Origin of the sequence: Microbacterium enclense, assembly GCF_001456955.1 — a bacterium.
Classification (GTDB): Bacteria; Actinomycetota; Actinomycetes; order Actinomycetales; family Microbacteriaceae; genus Microbacterium; species Microbacterium enclense.
This window is the reverse complement of the sequence record NZ_KQ758467.1, coordinates 260,562-281,544: the sequence shown is the minus strand read 5'-3', so window position 1 is coordinate 281,544 and position 20,983 is coordinate 260,562. Positions and strand designations below refer to the sequence as shown.

The following is a 20,983-nucleotide window of genomic DNA, read 5'->3' as shown; positions in this document are numbered from 1 at the left end:
TTCTCGTGCGGCGACTCAGACGTCGACGCCGCGATCGCGCAGCCAGGGCGCGGGATCGGTCGTGCCGCCCCACGGCGGGTAGACCTCGAAGTGCAGGTGGCAGCCGAACGAGTTACCCGTCTGCCCGGTCGCCGCGATCTGCTGACCGGCCTCGACGCGCTGGCCGTACGAGACGTAGATGCCGCCGTCGACGATGTGGCCGTATCCCGTGCCGGAGCCGTCGTCGTGGGCGATACGGATGTAGTTGCCGAAGCCGCCGTTGTAGCCGGCGTAGGTGACGCGGCCAGAGGATGCCGCGTAGATCGGCGACCAGCAGCTCGCGCCGAAGTCGAGTCCGAGGTGCCAGGTGCTGGCGCAGTAGCTGGAGTTGCACTGTCCGGAGCGAGGACCATAGCCCGATGACGTGTACGCCGACGACGGACGGGCCCAGCCGCCGCCGCTGACGTTTCCGCCACCGCCACCGCCTCCGCCGCCTCCACCGCCGCCGCCGGAGTTTCCGCCACCGCCACCGCCACCGCCGCTGTTCTGGCGGGCGGCGGCCTCGCGCTCGCGGCGCGCGCGCTCTTCGGCGTCGCGGGCGGCGGCCTCTTCGCGCGCCTTGCGCTCGCGCTCCTCACGGGCCTTGCGCTCGGCCTCGACGCCCGCCTGGTACTCGGCGACGGTCTTGGCCGTGGTGTCTTGCAGGGCGGCGAGCTGCGCCTCGAGCACGGCCTGGTTCGCCTGCTGGGCCGCGAGCGCTTCCTGCGCGGCCTGGGCGGCCTGCTGAGCGGCCGCCATCTTCTCTTCGGCGATCGCCTTCAGTCGCTCGCGCTCGGCGGTCGCGTCGTCGGCCTGGCTGCTGAGGTTCCTCGCGTTGTCGCGCGCGGCCACCGCCGAGGCGTAGACCGAGCGGTTGCGCTCCAGCAGCTTGTCCATCGTGCCGAGCTTGGCGAGCAGGTCGTCGGCCGACGCCGCGGAGCCCGAGAAGAACAGATCGAGCGACGTGTCGTCACCACCCGAGCGGTACAGCTGCGCGGCGACCTTGCCGGCCTTGTTCGCGGCTTCCGTCGCCCGGTTCGCCTCGGCGTCGGCCTGCTGCCGCAGCAGCTGCGCGCGGTAGTCGGCGTCTTGGTACGCCTGCTGCGCGGCGAAGTACTCGTCGGAGCGCGCCTTCACCTCGGCCTGCGTGCGCTCGACCTCGGACTGCAGACCCTGGATGAGCCCCTGGATGCGAGTGATCTCCGCGGCCTTCGCGGCCTCGTTGGCGCGCGCGGCCTCGACGTCGGCCCACGAGGGGTAGTCAGCGGCGAGCGCGGGTGTGGAGAATCCGGATGCCACCGAGCCGAACGCTCCGAAGGCGACGGCGCCGAGGGCACCGAACTTCAGGGCGCTGCGGCGGTCGAGCGCCGGCCACAGACGCCGCTTCTCACTCGCCGTGGGCGCGCAGCCGCAGTCGTCGGGGGTTTCGGGGCGCTCGAGCGTCACGGGAATACCTCTTCTCACCGGGTCGCAACTCGGCCAACAGTAGCAACACGAGTCACAGACACAACAGGGCGAGTTCCCCGGTCGACTACCGATTCTGACCCCGCGACACGCGCGGATGTCGCATCGCCACGCCCTCGATTGGCAATCTCCGAGATTGTGAAGTAGGCTCGGTCGTCGGCAAGCGAGGTTGAAATCGCAAGGTTTCAGGCTCATCCGGCCCCATCGTTTAGCGGCCTAGGACGCCGCCCTTTCACGGCGGTAGCACGGGTTCGAATCCCGTTGGGGTCACTTTCCGGTAAGACAACTAAACAAGCATGGCCCTGTAGCGCAGTTGGTTAGCGTGCCGCCCTGTCACGGCGGAGGTCGCGGGTTCAAGTCCCGTCAGGGTCGCTCCATAGCGACGGGCCTTCTTTCGGGAAGGCCCTTCGTCTAGGAAGCGGCAGACATGCCGCTCGGCTCTGTAGCTCAGTTGGTAGAGCGCACGACTGAAAATCGTGAGGTCACGGGATCGACGCCCGTCGGAGCCACAAGGACCGTCGTTACAACGGTCCCAGAAACCCTCGCCTAGCTTCTACATGGCGGGGGTTTTGTCTTTCCCTGGCGAGAAAGCGTTTCGGGTTATCGGCCCCGTCTCGCACTGGCATTCCTCCCATCTGCCTCCCCGCGCCACGGGCGCGCGCTGCGACGAGAACAGGCTGCGTGACGAGAACAGGCCTTTCTCGGCCAGATCGCCCTGTCTTCATGGCATCCCCCTGTTCTCGTGGCGGGCGTCGTTGACGGCGGCGGAGCGCGCCCCTGCCGCGGTGCGGCGGGTGACTGCATAGCATTCCCGCATCGGGGATGGTTACGCGACGCCACCGAGCGGCGCTACTATTTGCTTGACTTTCAGCAAATACCTGGCGCCCGACCGAGCCCTTTGAGCCGTCCGCCAGGCTTCTCACGAAGAGGCCCCGATGTCAGACATCACCCGCAGCCGTCGCGCGCACACGGCATCCACCGACACGGTCATGACGCACCGCATGATCATGTTCGTGATCTTCGGCCTCATGGCCGGCATGTTCCTGTCCGCGCTCGACCAGACCGTGGTCGGCACCTCGATCCGCACCATCGGCGACGACCTGCAGGGCCTCAGCCTGCAGGCGTGGGTCACCACGGCGTACCTGATCGTGTCGACGATCTCGACGCCCATCTACGGCAAGCTGTCCGACATCTTCGGCCGGCGCCCGCTGTTCCTCATCGCCATCCTCATCTTCATCATCGGCTCGGTGCTCGCGAGCTTCTCGACCTCGATGGTGGAGCTCGCCGCGTTCCGCGCGATCCAGGGCCTCGGCGCGGGTGGGCTCATGTCGATGCCGCTGGCGATCATGGGCGACATCCTCGCTCCGCGCGAGCGTGCGAAGTACCAGGGCTACTTCCTCGCCGTCTTCGGCATCTCCAGCGTGATCGGCCCGCTCGTGGGCGGCCTGTTCGCCGGCGCGAGCGAGATCCTCTTCATCACCGGCTGGCGCTGGGTGTTCCTCATCAACGTGCCGATCGGCATCGTCGCGCTCGGGATCGTCTGGCGGTTCCTGCACATTCCGAAGCAGCCGCGGCACTCGGTGCGCATCGACTGGTGGGGCGCGACCTTCGTGATCGTCGCCCTCGTGCCGCTGCTGCTCGTCGCCGAGCAGGGCCGCGAGTGGGGCTGGGGCTCCCCGATCGCCCTCGCGTGCTACGTCGTCGGTGCTCTCGGCATCCTGGCCTTCGTCATCGCCGAGACGAAGATGAAAGACGACGCGCTCATCCCGCTGAAGCTCTTCCGCTCGCCGACGTTCTCGATGGCCACGGTCATCGGCGTGCTCGTCGGCTTCGGCATGTTCGGCGCGATGCTGACCCTGCCGCTGTACCTGCAGCTCGTACTCGGGTCGACCCCTACGCAGAGCGGCCTCGAGATGCTGCCGATGATCCTCGGGCTCATGATCGCCTCGATCGCGAGCGGCCAGATCATCGCGCGCACGGGTCGCTACCGCCTGTTCCCGATCCTCGGCACCGCGCTGATGTCGGTCGGCTTCTTCCTGCTGACGTTCCTGAAGTACGACAGCCCCTACTGGCAGGTCGCCATCGCGATGCTCGTGATCGGTCTCGGCCTCGGCCAGCTCATGCAGACCCTCACGATCGCGAGCCAGAACTCGGTGGGCGTGCGCGACATGGGCGTGGCCACCAGCGGCTCGACGTTCTTCCGTCAGATCGGCGGAACGCTCGGCACCGCGGTGCTGCTGTCGTTGCTGTTCACGCTCATGCCCTCGAACATCGTCGGCTCGTTCGGCGACCGGGCCACCCTCACCGACGCGCTCGACGCCGCCTTCGATCCGGCCACGGCATCGGCGCCCGCGAACGAGAAGATCATGTCGTCGATCTACGCCCCGATCGTGACCCAGACGACGGATGCCGTGACCCAGCAGGTGCAGCAGGGTGTGCAGCAGGCGACGGATGCCGCGACCCAGGCCGTGGCGCAGCAGGTGGCAGCGGGCCAGATTCCCGCCGCCGCCCAGACGCAGGCGACGCAGGCCGCCGTGGCACAGGCGATCTCGGCCGCGTCGGCGCAGATCCGCCAGCAGGTGCCCGTCGCCCGCGTCGGTGGCGACGGCTCCGTCAGCCTGGACTTCTCGGATGCCGCCGACCGCGAGGCCTTCGTCGACGGCGTCGCCGACACCCTGACCGACCGGTTCACCTCGGGCGACCAGGACACCTCGATCGGCGGGTCGACGCTGGATGACACGTCGTTCCTCGTGGGTGCCGACGCGCGGCTGACCAAGCCCTTCCTCGTCGGCTTCAACTCGTCGGCGACGAGCGTCTACTGGGTGGCGATGAGCGTCGTGCTGCTCGCGTTCGTGCTGTCGCTGTTCTTCCGCACCCCGCCGCTGCGGTCGAAGTCGGCGCTGCAGGAGGCCGCCGACGAGCGTCGCGGTAAGGACGACGAAGAGAAGCGCGCGGCCGAGGCCGCCGTCAACACCGGCGCGCTGCTCACGCCGTGACGGGAACGAAGGGCGGGGGTGTCTCGACGACACCCTCGCCCTTCGGCGTTCTCACGCGGCCTCGCGCGCCCGCAGGTCCTTCCGCAGGATCTTGCCCGACGCGGACTTCGGCACCGCATCGATGAACTCCACGCGGCGCACCTTCTTGTGCGGCGCCACCTGCCCCGCCACGAACGCCATCACGTCTTCGGCCGACAGGCCGGCATCCGGTGCCGCCACCACGAACGCCTTGGGGATCTCCTCGCCGTCGTCGCCGCGCACGCCGATGACGGCGGCATCCTGGATCTTCGGATGCGACAGCAGCAGCGCCTCGAGCTCGGCCGGGGCGATCTGATAGCCGTGGTACTTGATGAGCTCCTTCAGCCGGTCGACGATCGTGAAGTACCCGTCGACGTGGTGCACGCCGATGTCTCCGGTGTGCAGGAACCCGTCGGCATCGAGCGTCTCGGCCGTGGCGTCGGGACGGTTCAGGTAGCCGAGCATGACGTTGGGGCCGCGCACCCAGATCTCCCCCGGCGCGGTGAGTCCGTCGTCGCCGTGCTCCTCGAGCTCCGCGCCTGTCTCTGGATCGACGAGCTTGGCGTCGCAGTTCGGGATGAGCACGCCGACCGAGCTGACCGGCATCCCACCCTCCGCCGGGATCGCGTGCGACACCGGGCTCAGCTCGCTCATGCCGTAGCCCTGGAAGAACCGGGCGCCGATGCGCCGGCCCGCGGTCTCGGCCGTCTCGCCGTCGAGCGGGGCGGCGCCCGAGAACACGCTGTGCACGCTCGAGAGGTCGAATTGCTCGACGGCCGGGTGCTTCGCGAGCGCGACCGCGATGGGCGGGGCGATGAAGAGGAACGTGCAGCGGTGATCCTGGATGACGCGGAGGAACTCCATCAGGTCGAACCGCGGCATCGTGACGAGTGTCGCGCGCTGACGCAGGGCGAGGTTCAGCAGCACCGTCATACCGTAGATGTGGAAGAACGGCAGCACGGCGAGCACGCGGTCGTCGGCGCCGATCTCGATCACCGGGCGGCACTGGTGCACGTTCGCGACGAGGTTTCGGTGCGAGAGCATCACGCCCTTCGGCACCCCCGTCGTCCCCGACGAGTACGGCAGCACGGCGACGTGCGTCGCGGGGTCGATCGTGACCTCGGGCGGCGTCCGCCCCTCGCCGAGCAGGGCGCGCAGATCCGGGTGCCCCTCGACGCCGTCGAGCACGATCACCCGCTCGTCGGGGATGCCGACCGCGCGCGCCGCCTCGAGGGCCTGCGGCAGCAGCGGCGACACGGTCACGAGCCAGGTGGCCGCGGCATCACGGAGCTGGTTCTCGATCTCGTGCGCGGTGTAGAGCGAGTTGATCGTGGTGATGGTCGCGCCCAGGCGCAGGATGCCGTGGAACACCGTCGCGAAGGCCGGAACGTTCGGGCAGAGCATCGCGACGACCGTGTCGGTGTCGACGCCGCGCACCGCGAGCGCCCCGGCGAACGCGTCGACCTGCGCGCGGAGTGCACCGTACGTGGTTTCGGCACCGCTCGCCGGATCGACCAGGGCGACGCGGTCGAGGTCGCCATCGTCGAGCGAGCCGAACAGGTAGTCGTAGATGCTCTCATCGGGCACCTCGACGGACGGGTGGGGGCTGTGGAACACGGTTCTCTCCCTCGAAAACACCGGCGGCGTCGTCGCCGTGCGCTCATCCTGGCACCGCTGACACCCGGTGTCACCATTCCCCAAGACGAGTCTCAGGATGCCGGCGACCCCGGTCTGGCGCCGGGCGGTGGTGCACCGCGGGGAGAGCGCCGCGACGCCCGTCGGCTCACACGAGCGCGAGCACGACGCCGCCCGCGGCACCGACGAGCACGACCGCCCACGCCGGCGCTTCGAACACTGTCAGCAGCACGAAACCCACCGCCGCCAGCACGAGCGGTGCCGGGCCCGTGATGGCCGTGGTGAACACCGGTGCGTACAGCGCGGCGGCCAGGATGCCGACGACGGCGGCGTTCGCCCCGCGCATCGCGGCCCGCACGCGCGGGCGCGCACGCACGGCGTCCCAGAACGGGAGCACGCCGACGAGGATGAGGAAGCCGGGGAGGAAGATCGCCCCGAGGGCGAGGGCGGCACCCGGGATGCCACCGGGCCCGGCGGTCGAGACGGCCCCCAGGTACGCCGAGAAGGTGAACAGCGGTCCCGGCACGGCTTGCGCTGCGCCGTAGCCCGCGAGGAACGACTCCGGCGACACCCAGCCGGTGTCGACGACACCCGCCTGCAGCAGGGGCAGCACGACGTGCCCGCCGCCGAACACGAGGGCCCCGGCGCGGAAGAAGGCGTCGACGAGCGACACCGCGCCCGACCCCGTCGCGGCGGCCACAAGGGGCAGCGCGATGAGCCCGCCGGCGAACAGGGCGAGGCACACGACCGCCACCGGGCGCCGCACGCCGAACGACGGCAGCGACGCGACGGCGGAGTCTTCGACGCCGCGCAGGAGGAGCAGACCCGCGACCACGCCGAGGGCGAGCGCGCCGAGCTGCCCCGGCGCGGCGGGGAGCAGCAGGGCGAGCGCCAGGGCCGCCACCGCGATCCCCGCGCGCGGCGCATCGGGGGTGAGCGTGCGGGCCATCCCCCACACGGCGTGCGCGACTATCGCGACGGCGACGATCTTGAGCCCGGCCAGGACCCCCTCGCCGACGGAGCCGCCGAGAGCCGCCGCACCGGCTGCGAACGCCGCGAGCAGGATCGCCGACGGCAGCGTGAAGGCGGCGAAGGCGGCGAGCGCACCGGTGAACCCGGCGCGCTGCAGCCCCATCGCGAAGCCGACCTGGCTCGACGCCGGACCCGGGAGGAACTGGCACAGCGCGACCAGGTCGGCGTACGCGCGGTCGTCCATCCACTTCCGCCGCACGACGAGATCGTCGCGGAAGTAACCGAGGTGCGCGACCGGTCCCCCGAACGACGTCAGCCCCAGGCGGAGGAACGCCAAGAACACCTCACCCGCACGTCCCGCTCGCTGCATCCCGGCATCCTGTCGCCGCGGGGGAAACAACGGGTGAACCTCAGGCAAGAGGGCGATCGAGCAGGGCGTCGACGAGCCCGAGGGTCGTCGCGGTGGCCCGCTGGTCCTCGTCGATGTCGGCCCCCGCGACGGCGTCGACGAAGCGGCGCACCTCGCCGACCATGGGGTTGTCATCGGCGGGCACGGTGATGACGCGGGGGACGCCGCCGCGCGGGGTGACGACGAGGCGCCGCGGCGCGTCGATCGCATCGATCAGCAGCGACCCCTCTTCGCCCTGAATCTCGCTCGGCAGGCTGGTGTCGGTGATCTTCGACCAGGCGACGTCGGCCACGAAGCCGTCGTAGGTCGCGAGCGCACTGCCCAGACCGTCGGTCTCCGACGCGATCCCCACGCGCACCCCCTGCACCGCCCGCGGCGCGCCGAACAGACGCACGAGCGCGTGGAGCGGATAGACGCCGAGATCGCGCAGGGCGCCCCCGCCCATCTCGGGGTCGAGGATGTTCGTCTGACGGCCCGCAAGCACCTCGTCGTACCGCGCCGACCGCTTCTCGTACCGCAGCGAGACACGCCGCACGGGTCCGAGATCGCCCAGCGCCGCTCGAACGGCGGCCAGGCCCGGGTCGTACGCCGTGCGCATCGCCTCGAGCAGCACGACGCCGCGGTCACGGGCGCGCGCGACGGCGGCATCCCACTCCGCCGCCGTCAGCACCGCGGGCTTCTCCACGAGCACCGGGATGCCGGCATCCACCGCCGACGCGATCTGCGCGGCATGCGCGGAGTTGGGACTGGCGAGGTACACGGCGTCGACGTCCGGAGCGGCGAGCAGGTCGTCGAGGCCCACCGCGACTCCGGGCGCTCCGATGCGGTCGGCGAACGACCGAGCGCGTTCGGCGTCGCGCGACGACACGCGGCTCACGCCCGCGCCCGCGACCTGCCTCACCGCCCCGGCGAAGCGCTCGGAGATGGAACTGGTGCCGACGATGCCGAAGCGGATCATCCCCTCATCCTGCCGCGCCCGCCGCGGTGCGGCGCGATGCGTCCCAGGCTTTCGTCATACGTCCCGATAGGATCGCGCCGACCCGACCACCGACCCCTGAGGCCTCATGACCGTCAGCCGCGCCGAGCACCGCCGCCGCACCTCTCGACGCGTGCGCCTGCGCCGCACGATCGTCGCAACCGTCGCCGTCGTGCTGATCACCGGCGGCGTCGCCGCCTTCGCCCTCACCCGCACCGCATCGCCCACCCCTGTTGCGGAGCCGACGACCTCCAGCGAGCCGACCCCCAGCCCGACGCCGACCCCCACGCCGCTGAGCCCCGCCGAGAAGCTGCTGGCGACGACGACCGATCCGAAGGCCTGCGCCGTGTCGTTCGTGGGAGACGGCATCGCCCTCGAACCCCAGCTGCAGACCGAAGACGTGCGGTACGACGAGCTGCCCCTCCCCCGCGCCGACGGTCGCGTGTTCGCCGGGTGGTACCCGACGGCTGCCGAAGCCGCGTCGCTGAACGCGGCCGAGCGGATCAACGGGGCCGACCTCGTCACTTGCACCGATCGCGAGCGCACGCTGTACGCCGCATGGACGACCCCCGACGCGAACGCGGCGGAAGACACCGCTCTGCCGATCCTGATGTACCACCAGTTCACGCGGAACCCCGACGGCGAAGACAACTGGCTGCGTGGCAACTACGCCTACATCGGCGACTTCGACGCGCAGATGGCCCACATCCAGGACGGGAAGTTCTACCTGCCCACCTGGGACGAAGTCAGCGCGTTCATCGACGGTGCACTGTTCCTGCCGAAACGGTCGGTCGTGATCACGGATGACGACGCCGACAGCACCTGGCTCGAGATGGCGGCCCCGATCGTCGACGGACGCAACCTGCTCACGACCTCGTTCGTCATCACCTCGGCGCGCACCGAACCCACCCCGAACCGCTTCGTGCTGCAGCGCTCGCACACGCACGACATGCACCGCGCGGGGGCGAACGGCAAGGGCCGCATGGTCAACGACGACGCCGCCACGATCGCGGCCGACCTCGAGCAGTCGGCGCAGATCCTCGGCGCGAAGGAGGTCGTCGCCTACCCGTTCGGCCACTACAACGACACGACGAAGGAAGGCGTGCGCCGGGCGGGGTTCGAGCTCGGCCGCGGGATCGAACCCGGGTACGTCCGGATCGGGACCGATAAGCTGGCTTTGCCCGTCGTCCGCATCGACTACGGCATGACCGTCGACGACCTTCGAGCCAAGATCGGCTGACAACCGCCCCCCAGCATCTCGCGCCACCGTCGCGCACACGATGCGGAGGCTGGCAACCGCTAGCTCACAGGTACGTCCGCGACAATCCTGTAGAGGCACGCGTCGGTCTCATTACGCTGTGTCACCCCAGACTTTTCACGAAAACGCGAGTACCCATGGATCTTTCCGTCATCGTTCCGACCTTCAACGAGGGTCCGAACGTCGCCGAACTCGTGCGTCGCACGACGGATGCCATGGCGGGCCGCGTCGTCGAGGTGATCTTCGTCGATGACTCCACCGACGACACCCCCGACGTGATCCGCGCGGTCGCCGCCTCCGCGCAGATCCCGGTGCGTTTGATCCACCGCGACGACCCCGTGGGCGGTCTCGGCGGTGCCGTGGTCGAGGGCATCAAGGCCGCGGCATCCGATCGGTGCGTGGTGATGGACGGCGATCTGCAGCACCCGCCGGAGGTCATCGCCGAGTTGCTGGCCCGCGCCGAGCAGGGCGACGTCGACGTCGTCGTGGCATCCCGGTACATCGCCGGCGGCACCTCCGACGGTCTCGCCAACGCGGTGCGCACCGCGGTGTCGCGCGCATCGACGCTTCTGACCAAGGCGATGTTCCCGAAGAAGCTGCACAACTGCTCCGACCCGATGACCGGGTTCTTCCTGGTGGACCGTCGCGCCCTCGAGGTCGAGACGCTGCAGCCGCGCGGGTTCAAGATCCTGCTCGAGATCCTCGCCCGCAAGCAGATGCGCATCGCCGAGGTGCCGTTCTCGTTCGCCGCCCGCTTCGCCGGGGAGTCGAAGGCGTCGTTCAGCCAGGGCATGCGGTTCCTGCTGCAGCTGACGATGCTGCGCTTCGGTCGCATGTCCGCCTTCGCGCTCGTGGGCGGGCTCGGCGCCCTCGCCAACCTGGCGATCATGTGGGCGCTGCAGATGGTGGGCGTGCAGTACATCGTCGCCGCGGTGATCGCCAGCGTGGTGACGATCGTGGCGAACTTCCTCGCCCTCGAATACCTCGTCTTCGCCGACATGCGCGCGGAGTCCGGGCTCATGCGGCACCGCTTCATCAAGTCGTTCACCTTCAACGGCATCGAGGCGATCGTGCGCATCCCGGTGATCTGGGTGCTGGTGAGCCAGGCGCACATCCAGAGCGTCCTCGCCGCCGCCCTGACCCTCATCGCCGCGTTCGTCGTGCGCTTCGTCTTCCACGCCCTCGTGGTCTACGCCCCCAAGAAGAGCCGGGTCGGCAAGGCCGTGCGCGCCATCGAACCCCTCGAAGACGAAGTCACCGCCTGACGACTCAGGCGCCGCTCCGCGCCGTCGGCCGGGGCCGGTGTCGGCGCACCCGCGTACGCTGGAGGCATGTCCTCTGACGCACCCATTCGTATGTTCGGCGCCGACTGGTGCCGCGATTGCATCCGCACGAAGAAGCAGCTCGACGAGCTCGGCATCGACTACGACTACGTCGACCTTGTCGCCGACCCCGCCGCCGCCGACGTGGCGAAAGAGATCTCGGGGCGCACCAGCATCCCCGTCGTGGTGTACCCCGACTCCAGCCACCACGTCGAGCCCTCCAACGCCGACGTCGAGGCCAAGCTCCGCGAGCTGTCGCTGATCTGATCGGGTCGGCATGACCCTGTCCGCCGCCCGGTCCGTCCGGCGCGCACTGACGACGGAGGCCGGCACCGCGCTGCCGGCCTTCGTCGATCACCACGTGCACCTGCACCTGATCGACCCCACCGCGCTCGCCGCCCGCGGCATCGCCGGTGTCGTCGACCTCGGCGGTGATCCCGTCGCCCTCGCCCGCCGAGCGGCCGGTCTGCCGCGAATCGCGTACGCCGGTGCCTTCCTCACCGCACCCGGCGGGTATCCGCAGGGTCGGTCGTGGGCTCCCGATGCCACGGTGCGCATCGTCACCGACGCTTCGCGGCATCCCGGGGTCGACGGTGGCGCGCAGACCGCCGTCGACGCACAGGCGGATGCCGGAGCCTCCGTCATCAAAGTGGCGCTGCACGCCGACGCAGGTCCGGTGGTGTCCGACGAGGTGCTGGCGTCGATCGTCGCGGCAGCCGGCGACCGCGGGCTCCCCGTCGTCGCCCACGCCCAGGGATCCGGCCAGGTCGAACGGGCGATCGCCTTCGGTGTCGCTGCGCTCGCGCACACCCCCTTCGACGCACCGGTCTCGCGGCGGACGCTGTCGCGGGCCGTCGCGGCGGGCCAGGTCTGGATCTCGACGCTCGACATCCACCGCGGCGCCGCCCGTGCCCAGGCGATCGCGAACCTGCGCGCCTTCGCGGCGCGCGGGGGCCGAGTGCTCTACGGCACCGACCTCGGCAACGGTCCCCTGCCCGTCGGAGTGAACCGCCGCGAGCTGCGGGCTCTTCACGACGCGGGTGTGCGCGGCGACGCCCTCGTCGCGGCCCTCACCGACCCGTGGCCGCACGTCGGGCCGAACTCCGCGGTCTCGACCTTCGTGCCGGGCCCCGCGCCCACCGATCCCGACGACGTGCCCACCTGGCTCAGCCGCGGCACGGTCGTCGCCACAGAGGAGCTGACCCATGTCGACTGACCCCACCCCCGACTTCGGCTCCGTCGACGCCCTCGAGGTGCCCCCTGTGTCGCTCGAGGCGGAGGCGTCGGCTCTCGACGCCGATGACCCCCTCAAGCATCACCGGGCCGCCTTCGTCGGCGCCGAGACTCCCCTGGTCTACTTCGACGGCAATTCCCTCGGGCGCCCGCCGCGTGCGACGGTCGACCGTCTGTCGCGCTTCGTCACCGACGAGTGGGGCGGTCGCCTCATCCGCGGATGGGATGAGTCGTGGATGCAGCTGCCCTTCACCATCGGCGACCGTATCGGCGCGCTCGCGCTCGGCGCGGCATCCGGCCAGACCCTCATCGGCGACTCCACGACCGTGCTGCTCTACAAGCTGCTGCGGGCCGCGCTCGACGCGCAGATGACCGCCGATCCGCGACGGGTCGAGATCGTGGTGGGCCGCGACGACTTCCCGACCGACCGGTACCTCGTCGAGGGCATCGCGGCCGAGCGTGGTGCCCGCGTGGTGTGGGTCGACGTCGACACCTCGCGCGGGGTGGATGCCGAGCTGCTCGGCGCCGCGGTGACCGACCGCACCGCCGTCGTGCTGCTGAGCCACGTGTCGTACCGCTCCGGATACCTGGCCGACGGCGCCGCTCTCACGCGCATCGCGCACGACGCCGGCGCGCTCGTGCTGTGGGACCTCTGCCACTCCGCCGGGTCCGTACCGGTGGAGCTCGACGCGTGGGGGGCCGACCTCGCCGTCGGCTGCACGTACAAGTACCTCAACGGCGGACCGGGCTCTCCCGCCTTCGCCTACGTCGCCGAGCGGCACCAGCGCACGCTGACACAGCCCGTGCAGGGCTGGATGGGCGCGGCCGACGTCTTCTCGATGGGGCCGGTGTACCGCCCCGCCGACGGGATGCGGCGCTTCCTCTCGGGCACGCCGCCGGTGCTGGCCATGATCGCGATGCAGGACACCCTCGATCTGATCGAGGAGGCGGGTATCGGCGCGGTGCGAGCGAAGTCCGTCGCACTGACCGAGTTCACGGTGCGGGTGGCAGACGGCATCCTGAGTCCGCTCGGGGTGCGCCTCGCCTCCCCGCGCGACAGCGCCGAGCGCGGCGGCCACGTCACGCTGTCGCACCCCGCGATGCGGGCCGTGACCGCCCACCTGTGGGAAGGCGACGTGATCCCCGACTACCGGGATCCGCACGGCCTGCGGATCGGCCTATCGCCGCTGTCGACGAGCTTCGCCGAGACGCTCACGGGGCTCCGCGCCGTCGCCGACGCGGTACGCGCGGAGCGCTGAGGCGGGGCGTCTCACGGCGGCCCGTGCACGAATCGCGGACGCCCCCGCGCGACCGCGTCTTCTCACCGATGCGCAGCGCACGTGCTCGCGCTATCGAGCAGTGATCGCGAGGCGCCCCCGGGGAATCACCATCGACGGTCCGGAATTCACCCGGTGGACAGGGCACATTCGGCACTCACGGTGCGTGAGGATGAGGGCCATGAGCGTGTTGATGGTTCGTTGCGGAAAGTCCACGTGCGACTTCACGTGGGAGGGGCCGCCGTCCGAGTTCGACAGGGCCACCGCTGAGCACCGTCGTGCCGTCGCGCAGGCGAGGTCGACGATGAACGCCGCTGTGGGGGCGGCGGCCGCCTCGATGAATCCGCGCGCGGGCCTCCCGAGCGACAAGCACCGCCCGGTCGTGGTGGGCAAGCGGTGGACGCGGTCGGAGCGCTACACGGTCTTCAACATCGTGTGGATCGTGATGTCGTTCCTCACCTACGGGCTCATGTCGAGCGGCTTCTTCTTCTTGTTCTTCCTCTTCCCCCAAGTCGCCACATCGGTCGTCCAACCGATCGTTCCGACCGTGGTGACGGTCGCCGCGCTGTGCACGGCCACCGTTCACGCAATGCAGCGGGCGAAGGGCGCACCGTTCTGGCCACCGTTCTTCGCATCCCTCACGATGTTCGGAGCCATCTCCGCGGTGGTCTCAGCCGGGGTCGGCGTCGCCGCCTTCCTCCTCGTCAGTGTGTTCGCGAGCGCGCTCTGACGGTCATCACCCTGCTGTCGCCACGTCGGGCACGTGGCGGCGCGCCCTGTGTTGTAGGCGCTCGTAGCTCCTCCCCGGCGGAGTCAGCACGGTGCGAACGGACTCATCGCTCGGTCTGACGTGCGACGGCTAGCCTCGGAGCATGATCGATCCCCTCCTCGTCGTCATCGCCGGCGTCGTGGTGGTCGCCCTCGCCACGGTCATCGGGCCGCGCTTCAACGTCGCCGGCCCGCTGGTGCTGCTCGCGGTGGGCGCGGGCGTGAGCCTGTTGCCCTTCGTGCCGCCGGTGGCGGTAGACCCCGAGATCATCCTCGTCGGCGTGCTGCCGCCGCTTCTCTACTCCGCGGCCGTGCAACTGCCGGCCATCGAGTTCCGCCGCGATTTCGCGCCCATCGCGGGTCTGTCGGTGGTCCTCGTCGTCATCAGCTCCGTACTGCTGGGGCTCTTCTTCTGGGCGGTGATCCCAGGGCTCGGCCTGGCGCTCTCGATCGCCCTCGGCGCGATCCTGAGCCCCACGGATGCCGTGGCCACCTCCATCGCGAAACGCCTGGGCATCTCGCCGCGCGTCGTCACGATGCTCGAGGGCGAGAGCCTGCTCAACGATGCCACCGCGCTCGTGCTGCTGCGCACGGCGGTGGCCGCCGTGGCATCCGGTTTCGCGTTCGGCGACGCGGTGGCCGACTTCGCCTGGGCGGTCGCCCTCGCCCTCGTGCTCGGTGCCGTCGTGGGCTGGGTGAACCTGCGCGTGCGCGAACGCGTCGCGAACCCCGCGGCCAACACCGCCCTCAGCTTCACGATCCCCTTCATCGCCTACCTGCCCACCGAGCACCTCGGCGGGTCGGGTCTGGTCGCCGCCGTGGTCGCGGGGATCGTCACCGGGCAGGGAGCCGCGCGTCGCTTCACACCCGAGCAACGCATCAGCGATCGCCTGAACTGGCGCACGGTCGAACTCGTGCTCGAGGGCGGGGTGTTCCTCGTCTTCGGGCTGGAACTCAAAGACATCGTCGGCGCCAACCTCCGCGAGCACGAGGGACTCTGGCACGGAACGTGGCTCGCCCTGAGTGCGCTCGGCATCGTGCTCATCGTGCGCGCACTGTGGGTGTCGGGGCTCATCTGGGTGCAGGGGCTTCGCGGCCGTCGGCACGTGCGGAGTCAGGACCGGATCGAGGGCGCGCAGGAGCGCCTCGACCGTTTCGAGGAGGCGTTCCGCGAGACGCCCGAGCAGTTCGGCATCCGCGGCGCGGACCCGGCGCGCACCGAGCGCCGGATCGGCTGGATGCGCACGCGCATCCGTCGCACGATGGCGGATTTGGACTACTACCGCGACACCCCTCTCGGCGCACAACACGGCACCGTCATCGTGTGGGCGGGAATGCGCGGGGTGGTCACCCTGGCCGCCGCGCAGACACTGCCGCAAGACACCCCGCAGCGTCCCCTGCTGATCTTCGTCGCGTTCCTCGTCGCCCTCTTCAGCCTGGTTCTGCAGGGGCTCACCCTCGGCGCCGTCGTGCGGGCGGTCGGCCTCGCCGGCGACGGCGGGGAAGGCCCGTCGCGCGACGAGCAGCGCGCCCTCGACGCCGAGATGCGGGAGGCCGCCGGTGCGGCGCTGCGCGCGGGCACCCTGCGGCGACGCGACGGCCAGCCCTTCTCGGCCGAACTCCTGCAGCGTGCCGGTGCACGCATCGTGCAACCGCCCGACGAAGACGCGTCGACGCGGGTGCACGACTTCCTCGAGCTTCGCCTCGCGTCGATCGAAGCCATGCGCCGTCGGCTCCACGACGCCGGCCGCGACGGGCGATACAGCACGGCCGCGCTTCGCCATGCCCTCGCCGAGCTGGATGCCGATCAGTTGAGCCTCGAGCTGCGGATCGACGACGGCGAGGAAAGCTGAGGGCCGCCCTTTCCGGCACGGTCGGGCTCGTTCGCGGACGAGCCGTCCACGAAGAGCGTGAGGCACAATGGAGGCGGAGGTCTCCATGAGCGATTCGATCTCGACGATGCCGTCATCCGCGGACGCCGGGACCGGCAGCGTGCCCCACGTGCACGCCGCAGCCGAATGCCCCAAGTGCTTCACCGAGCTGCAGAGCGACCGGGATTGGTGGCGTGCCCGCCCCGCGGGTTCGCGGCTGGTCGGCCTCGTCGTCTCGCGGCCGGACATGCCGACCGTGGTGCAGCAGCGCGACGACCTCACCCGATTCGGCGTGCCGATCGAGGGCTTCCGTCACCCGGCCCCCGAGACGCTCGAGGGCTGGGCGAACCGCCTCGACCGCTTCTTCGGAACGCTGACCCGCGGCGATGTGCTGGTCGTCGCGAGCGTGCACGCCCTCGGCGCGACCCGCGAAGACGAGACCCGAGCGATCGCCGACCTGCGCCGCCGCGGCGTGATGGTCAAGGTGCTGCCGCACGGCGACCGGCACCTTCACGACGCGACGCTGAGCACGCACGGCTGACGCGGCTCGGCGTCATCGTCGGTGCCGCGCGGACTTCTCCGTCACCACCGGCGCCACGCCGTCGCCGTCAGGCACTGACGTAGCGGGCGAGGTGCTCGGCGGTGAGTGTCGACCGCGCCGCGACGAGACCGGCCGGCGTGCCCTCGAACACGACGACACCGCCGTCGTGGCCCGCACCGGGGCCCAGGTCGATGATCCAGTCGGCATGCGCCATCACGGCCTGGTGGTGCTCGATGACCACGACGGTGTTGCCGGCATCCACCAACTGATCGAGCAGGCGCAGAAGCGTGTCGACATCGGCGAGATGCAGACCCGTCGTCGGCTCGTCGAGCACGTAGACCGCACCCGTCTTGGCCATCGAGATCGCCAGCTTCAGACGTTGGCGTTCACCGCCCGACAGGGTGTTGAGCGACTGCCCGAGGGTCAGGTAACCGAGCCCGACGTCGCGCAGGCGACCGAGCACGGCCACGGCTGGTCCTTTCCGGAGGAACTCCGCTGCCTCGGTCACCGACATCGCCAGCACCTGGGCGATGTTCTTGCCGTCGAGGGTGTACTCGAGCACGTCATCCGAGAAACCGGTGCCCTCGCAAAGCTCGCAGACCGTCTCGACGGTCGATTGGAAGCCCAGCTGCGTGACGATCACGCCGAGTCCCTTGCACGCGGGGCACGCGCCCTCGCTGTTCGCGCTGAAAAGAGCGGGCTTCACACCGTTCGCCTTGGCGAAAGCCGCGCGCACCGCGTCGAGGATGCCGGTATAGGTGGCCGGGCTGCTGCGCCGCGAGCCCTTGATCGCCGTCTGATCGACGACGACCACGTCGTCGAACGCGGGCAGATTGCCGTGGATGAGCGACGACTTGCCGGAGCCCGCGACGCCCGTCACCACGGTGAGCACGCCGCGCGGCACGTCGACGTCGACGTTGCGGAGGTTGTGCTGTGACGCACCGCGGATCGGCATGGCGCCCGTCGCCCGGCGCACCGCCCCCTTGAGCTGGGCCCGGTGGTCGAGGAAGCGGCCCGTCAGGGTGTCGGATGCTCGGAGCCCCGCCACGTCGCCCTCGTATTGCACGGTGCCGCCGTCGCGACCGGCGCGGGGCCCGAGGTCGACGACGTGGTCAGCGATCTCGATCACCTCGGGTTTGTGCTCGACCACGAGAACGGTGTTGCCCTTGTCACGGAGCTGCCGCAACGTCTCGTTCATGCGCTGGATGTCGTGGGGGTGCAGACCGGCTGTGGGCTCGTCGAAGACATAGGTGATGTCGCTGAGGCTGGAGCCCAGGTGGCGGATCATCTTGGTGCGCTGCGCTTCACCGCCCGACAGGGTGCCGCTGGATCGGTCGAGGGAGAGGTAACCGAGCCCGATATGCACGAACGCCTCGAGCGTCTCGCGGAGGCCCTGGGTGAGCGGCGCGACCGTCGGGTCGTCGATCGTGCGCACCCAGGCGGCGAGGTCGGTGATCTGCATGGCCGCGGCGTCGGCGATGTTGACTCCGCCGATGCGAGATGACCGTGCGCCCTCGTTGAGGCGCGTCCCGCCGCACGCGGGGCAGGCGACGAACGTCACCGCCCGATCGACGAACGCGCGGATGTGCGGCTGGAGCGCGTCGCGGTCTTTCTGCAGCATGCTCTTCGTGACCTTGGGCACGAGGCCCTCGTAGGTCATGTTGGTGTTCGCGACGCGAACCTTGGTCTGCTCTTTGTAGAGGAAGTCCTGCCGCTCCTGCGCGGTGTAGTCCTGCACGGGCTTGTCGGGATCGAGGAAGCCCGACTCACCGTAGATGCGCACCATCCAGCCGTCGGCCGTGTAGCCGGGAACGAGGATCGCTCCGGCGTTGAGCGAGAGGGTCTTGTCGACGAGCTGGTCGAGATCGATGTCGCTGACCTGGCCGAGCCCCTCGCAGTCGGGGCACATGCCGCCGGTGATCTCGAACGACCGACGTTCTTTCTGACCCTTCTTCGCCCCGGTCGCGATCGTCACGGCACCGGCGCCGGAGATGGAGGGCACGTTGAACGAGAAGGCCTGCGACGACCCCACGTGCGGTTGCCCGAGGCGGCTGAAGAGCACCCGTAGCATGGCGTGCACGTCGGTGGCGGTGCCGACGGTGGAGCGGGCGTTCGCCGCCATGCGCTCCTGGTCGACGCGGATGGTGGCGCTCAGGTTCTCGAGCGCGTCGACGTCGGGCCGCGACAGCTCGCCCATGAACTGCTGCACGAACGTGGGGTAGGTCTCGTTGATGAGCCGCTGCGACTCCGCCGCGATCGTGCCGAAGACCAGCGACGACTTGCCCGACCCGCTGACACCGGTGAACACCGTCAGGCGTCGCTTCGGCACATCGAGATCGACGTTCTTCAGGTTGTTCTCGCGCGCGCCGCGCACACGGATGACGTCGTGGGCATCGGGACCGGTCACGGGTGCCTCCTCGGGATCGTCCCCAGTGTGGCGGAGACCTCCGACATCCGCGAGACATCATGGCATCCGTGTGCACAACGGCAGGACTCTGACCGCACACGCCGCTGCCGCACCCATGGGAAAGGCGTGTCGGGCACGCGTACCGCCGTTGTGTCCGCCGTTCGCCCGCGTCCACTACCCGCCCGGCGAAAAGACGAGTGCCCCCGCAGACGCATCTGCGGGGGCACCGGAACGACGTGTTCAGCCCTGGGCGCGGCGGTTCGTGCGGGGATTGCGCGCGCCCACGACCATGCCGGTCGTGGGGGTTCCGGATGCCGAGCGGCCCGCGCCCTGCGTCCGGCCGGCGCCCGCACCGGCGCGCTGCGCGCCACCCGCACCCTGGCCGCGACCGGCACCGGAGCGCTGGCCCTGACCCCGGCCGCCCTGCGGCGAGTGACCGGCTGCGGAAGCCTCGGCGCCCTGGCCGTTGCCACCGCGGCCGCGGCGACGGCGTCCGCCACCGGCCGAAGCGGCATCCTGGCCGCCCTGCGCGCGCTCGGCGCGCTTGCGCTGCGCGTTGGCGCCCTGCGAGCGTCCGCCGCCCTGGGGCTGCGCGACGACCGGCTCGGGCTTGACGTAGGGGGCGACCTCGCCGACGAGGGCGACGACCTCGGGCGAGGTCGGCGTCACGGGCTGCGGCGTCGCCGAGATCTTGGCCTTGCGCAGGATGTCGAGGGTGTCGCGACGCTGCTCGGGCAACATGATCGTCACGACGTCACCGGCGGTGCCGGCGCGGGCGGTGCGGCCCGAACGGTGCAGATACGCCTTGTGCTCGACGGGCGGGTCGACGTGCACGACCAGCTCGACGCCGTCGACGTGCACGCCACGGGCGGCGACGTCGGTGGCGACGAGCACCTTCGCGCGGCCGTCGCCGAACGCGGCGAGGTTGCGGTCGCGCTGCGGCTGCGACAGGTTGCCGTGCAGATCGACGGAGGGGATGCCGGCGGCGGTGAGGGCCTTCGCCAGCTTCTTCGCCTGGTGCTTGGTGCGCATGAACAGGATGCGACGGGCCGTGCCCGAGGCGAGCGTCTGCACGAGCTCCTTCTTGGCATCCGCATCGGCGGGCGCGAAGACGTGGTGGGTCATCGCCGCGACGTGCGAGTGGGCCTCGTCGACCGAGTGCAGCACCTCGTTGCGGAGGAAGCGCTTCACGAGCTTGTCGACGCCGTTGTCGAGCGTCGCCGAGAACAGCAGACGCTGGCCGTCGGCGGGGGTGCGCGAGAGCAGGCGGGTCACACCCGGCAGGAAGCCGAGGTCGGCCATGTGGTCGGCCTCGTCGAGCACGGTGATCTCGACGTCGCCCAGGTTGGCGAAGCCCTGCCCGATGAGGTCTTCGAGGCGGCCGGGGCAGGCGACGAGGATGTCGACGCCGGCGTTCAGCGCGTCGACCTGTCGCTTCTGGTTCACGCCGCCGTACACGGTTGTCGTAATCAGACCGTAGGCCTGGGCGAGGGGCTTGATGACCTCGTCGATCTGGTTGGCGAGCTCACGGGTGGGGGCGAGCACGAGCGCGCGCGGCTTGCGGCCACGGCGGCGGTCGGCCGTGCCGGCGAGGCGCGCGACGAGGGGCAGCGAGAAGGCGAGGGTCTTGCCCGAGCCGGTCTTGCCGCGGCCGAGCACGTCGCGTCCGGCGAGCGTGTCGGGCAGGGTGTCGGCCTGGATCGGGAACGGTTCGTTCTTGCCCTGGGCGGCGAGAACGTCGATGAGAGGGGCGGGCACGCCGAGGTCGGCGAAAGTCTGGGACGTCATGGATACTCCTGCCGCGGCGCAGGCGCGCAC

15 protein-coding genes and 3 tRNA genes are annotated in these 20,983 nt (G+C 70.4%); 12 read left to right on the top strand and 6 right to left on the bottom strand.

Annotated elements, in window-relative coordinates; genetic code table 11:
• Positions 1-15 precede the first annotated feature (15 nt).
• Positions 16-1,464, bottom strand: a complete 1,449-nt coding sequence (locus AS029_RS01270; protein ID WP_058230796.1) for a M23 family metallopeptidase — start codon at positions 1,462-1,464, stop codon at positions 16-18.
• A gap of 215 nt (positions 1,465-1,679) precedes the next feature.
• Between AS029_RS01270 and AS029_RS01265 the strand changes: the two genes are divergently transcribed.
• From AS029_RS01265 to AS029_RS01250, 4 genes are all read left to right on the top strand, one after another.
• A tRNA-Glu gene (locus AS029_RS01265) sits at positions 1,680-1,752 on the top strand.
• 28 nt (positions 1,753-1,780) lie between these two features.
• Positions 1,781-1,854, top strand: a tRNA-Asp gene (locus AS029_RS01260).
• Positions 1,855-1,918: 64 nt separating this feature from the next.
• A tRNA-Phe gene (locus tag AS029_RS01255) sits at positions 1,919-1,991 on the top strand.
• A gap of 426 nt (positions 1,992-2,417) precedes the next feature.
• Positions 2,418-4,478 (top strand): MDR family MFS transporter, encoded by a 2,061-nt coding sequence (locus AS029_RS01250; protein ID WP_228375850.1) that lies wholly within the window; start codon positions 2,418-2,420, stop codon positions 4,476-4,478.
• Between the two features lie 51 nt (positions 4,479-4,529).
• On the opposite strand, the gene AS029_RS01245 is transcribed toward AS029_RS01250, so the two are convergent.
• The 3 genes from AS029_RS01245 to AS029_RS01235 all read right to left on the bottom strand — a co-directional run bounded on the left by AS029_RS01245 (position 4,530) and on the right by AS029_RS01235 (position 8,470).
• A complete protein-coding gene (locus AS029_RS01245; protein WP_058230795.1) occupies positions 4,530-6,113 on the bottom strand; it encodes an AMP-binding protein in 1,584 nt (527 codons plus the stop codon).
• Between the two features lie 166 nt (positions 6,114-6,279).
• On the bottom strand, positions 6,280-7,473 hold the full coding sequence (chrA, locus tag AS029_RS01240; RefSeq protein ID WP_058230794.1) for a chromate efflux transporter: 1,194 nt from the start codon (positions 7,471-7,473) through the stop codon (positions 6,280-6,282).
• A gap of 40 nt (positions 7,474-7,513) precedes the next feature.
• A complete protein-coding gene (locus AS029_RS01235) occupies positions 7,514-8,470 on the bottom strand; it encodes a Gfo/Idh/MocA family protein (protein ID WP_058230793.1) in 957 nt (318 codons plus the stop codon).
• A gap of 106 nt (positions 8,471-8,576) precedes the next feature.
• Between AS029_RS01235 and AS029_RS01230 the strand changes: the two genes are divergently transcribed.
• From AS029_RS01230 to AS029_RS01195, 8 genes are all read left to right on the top strand, one after another.
• Positions 8,577-9,728, top strand: a complete 1,152-nt coding sequence (locus tag AS029_RS01230; protein WP_082642088.1) for a polysaccharide deacetylase family protein — start codon at positions 8,577-8,579, stop codon at positions 9,726-9,728.
• Between the two features lie 155 nt (positions 9,729-9,883).
• Positions 9,884-11,011, top strand: a complete 1,128-nt coding sequence (locus AS029_RS01225; protein ID WP_058230792.1) for a glycosyltransferase — start codon at positions 9,884-9,886, stop codon at positions 11,009-11,011.
• 66 nt (positions 11,012-11,077) lie between these two features.
• Complete coding sequence (locus AS029_RS01220; RefSeq protein ID WP_058230791.1) at positions 11,078-11,335, top strand: glutaredoxin family protein; 258 nt, start codon at positions 11,078-11,080, stop codon at positions 11,333-11,335.
• A 10-nt stretch (positions 11,336-11,345) separates the two neighbouring features.
• On the top strand, positions 11,346-12,284 hold the full coding sequence (locus AS029_RS01215) for an amidohydrolase family protein (protein WP_058230790.1): 939 nt from the start codon (positions 11,346-11,348) through the stop codon (positions 12,282-12,284).
• Positions 12,274-13,560, top strand: coding sequence for a kynureninase (locus tag AS029_RS01210; protein WP_058230789.1), 1,287 nt, complete (start codon positions 12,274-12,276; stop codon positions 13,558-13,560). Before AS029_RS01215 ends, AS029_RS01210 begins: the two co-directional genes overlap by 11 nt.
• Positions 13,561-13,759: 199 nt before the next feature.
• Positions 13,760-14,308, top strand: a complete 549-nt coding sequence (locus tag AS029_RS01205; RefSeq protein ID WP_058230788.1) for a hypothetical protein — start codon at positions 13,760-13,762, stop codon at positions 14,306-14,308.
• A gap of 142 nt (positions 14,309-14,450) precedes the next feature.
• Complete coding sequence (locus AS029_RS01200; RefSeq protein ID WP_074615794.1) at positions 14,451-16,199, top strand: cation:proton antiporter; 1,749 nt, start codon at positions 14,451-14,453, stop codon at positions 16,197-16,199.
• 85 nt (positions 16,200-16,284) lie between these two features.
• The gene (locus tag AS029_RS01195) at positions 16,285-16,758 is read left to right on the top strand and encodes a hypothetical protein (protein ID WP_058231171.1); all 474 of its coding nucleotides are present in this window, start codon (positions 16,285-16,287) and stop codon (positions 16,756-16,758) included.
• Positions 16,759-16,825: 67 nt separating this feature from the next.
• Here AS029_RS01195 and AS029_RS01190 read toward each other — a convergent pair whose 3' ends face one another.
• Together AS029_RS01190 and AS029_RS01185 are read right to left on the bottom strand one after the other, a co-directional pair.
• Entirely contained in the window at positions 16,826-19,165 is a 2,340-nt protein-coding gene (locus AS029_RS01190) for an ATP-binding cassette domain-containing protein (protein WP_058230787.1), read from the bottom strand.
• A 240-nt stretch (positions 19,166-19,405) separates the two neighbouring features.
• Complete coding sequence (locus AS029_RS01185) at positions 19,406-20,953, bottom strand: DEAD/DEAH box helicase (RefSeq protein ID WP_058230786.1); 1,548 nt, start codon at positions 20,951-20,953, stop codon at positions 19,406-19,408.
• Positions 20,954-20,983 lie beyond the last annotated feature (30 nt).

Bases quoted from the DNA above. Each gene is read 5' to 3' on its own strand.
- AS029_RS01225 (WP_058230792.1), top strand. From the start codon at position 9,884: ATGGATCTTTCCGTCATCGTTCCGACCTTCAACGAGGGTCCGAACGTC.
- AS029_RS01230 (WP_082642088.1), top strand. From the start codon at position 8,577: ATGACCGTCAGCCGCGCCGAGCACCGCCGCCGCACCTCTCGACGCGTG.
- AS029_RS01205 (WP_058230788.1), top strand. From the start codon at position 13,760: ATGAGCGTGTTGATGGTTCGTTGCGGAAAGTCCACGTGCGACTTCACG.
- AS029_RS01185 (WP_058230786.1), bottom strand. From the start codon at position 20,953: ATGACGTCCCAGACTTTCGCCGACCTCGGCGTGCCCGCCCCTCTCATC.
- AS029_RS01195 (WP_058231171.1), top strand. From the start codon at position 16,285: ATGAGCGATTCGATCTCGACGATGCCGTCATCCGCGGACGCCGGGACC.
- AS029_RS01200 (WP_074615794.1), top strand. From the start codon at position 14,451: ATGATCGATCCCCTCCTCGTCGTCATCGCCGGCGTCGTGGTGGTCGCC.
- AS029_RS01250 (WP_228375850.1), top strand. From the start codon at position 2,418: ATGTCAGACATCACCCGCAGCCGTCGCGCGCACACGGCATCCACCGAC.
- chrA (WP_058230794.1), bottom strand. From the start codon at position 7,473: ATGCAGCGAGCGGGACGTGCGGGTGAGGTGTTCTTGGCGTTCCTCCGC.
- AS029_RS01215 (WP_058230790.1), top strand. From the start codon at position 11,346: ATGACCCTGTCCGCCGCCCGGTCCGTCCGGCGCGCACTGACGACGGAG.
- AS029_RS01220 (WP_058230791.1), top strand. From the start codon at position 11,078: ATGTCCTCTGACGCACCCATTCGTATGTTCGGCGCCGACTGGTGCCGC.
- AS029_RS01235 (WP_058230793.1), bottom strand. From the start codon at position 8,470: ATGATCCGCTTCGGCATCGTCGGCACCAGTTCCATCTCCGAGCGCTTC.
- AS029_RS01210 (WP_058230789.1), top strand. From the start codon at position 12,274: ATGTCGACTGACCCCACCCCCGACTTCGGCTCCGTCGACGCCCTCGAG.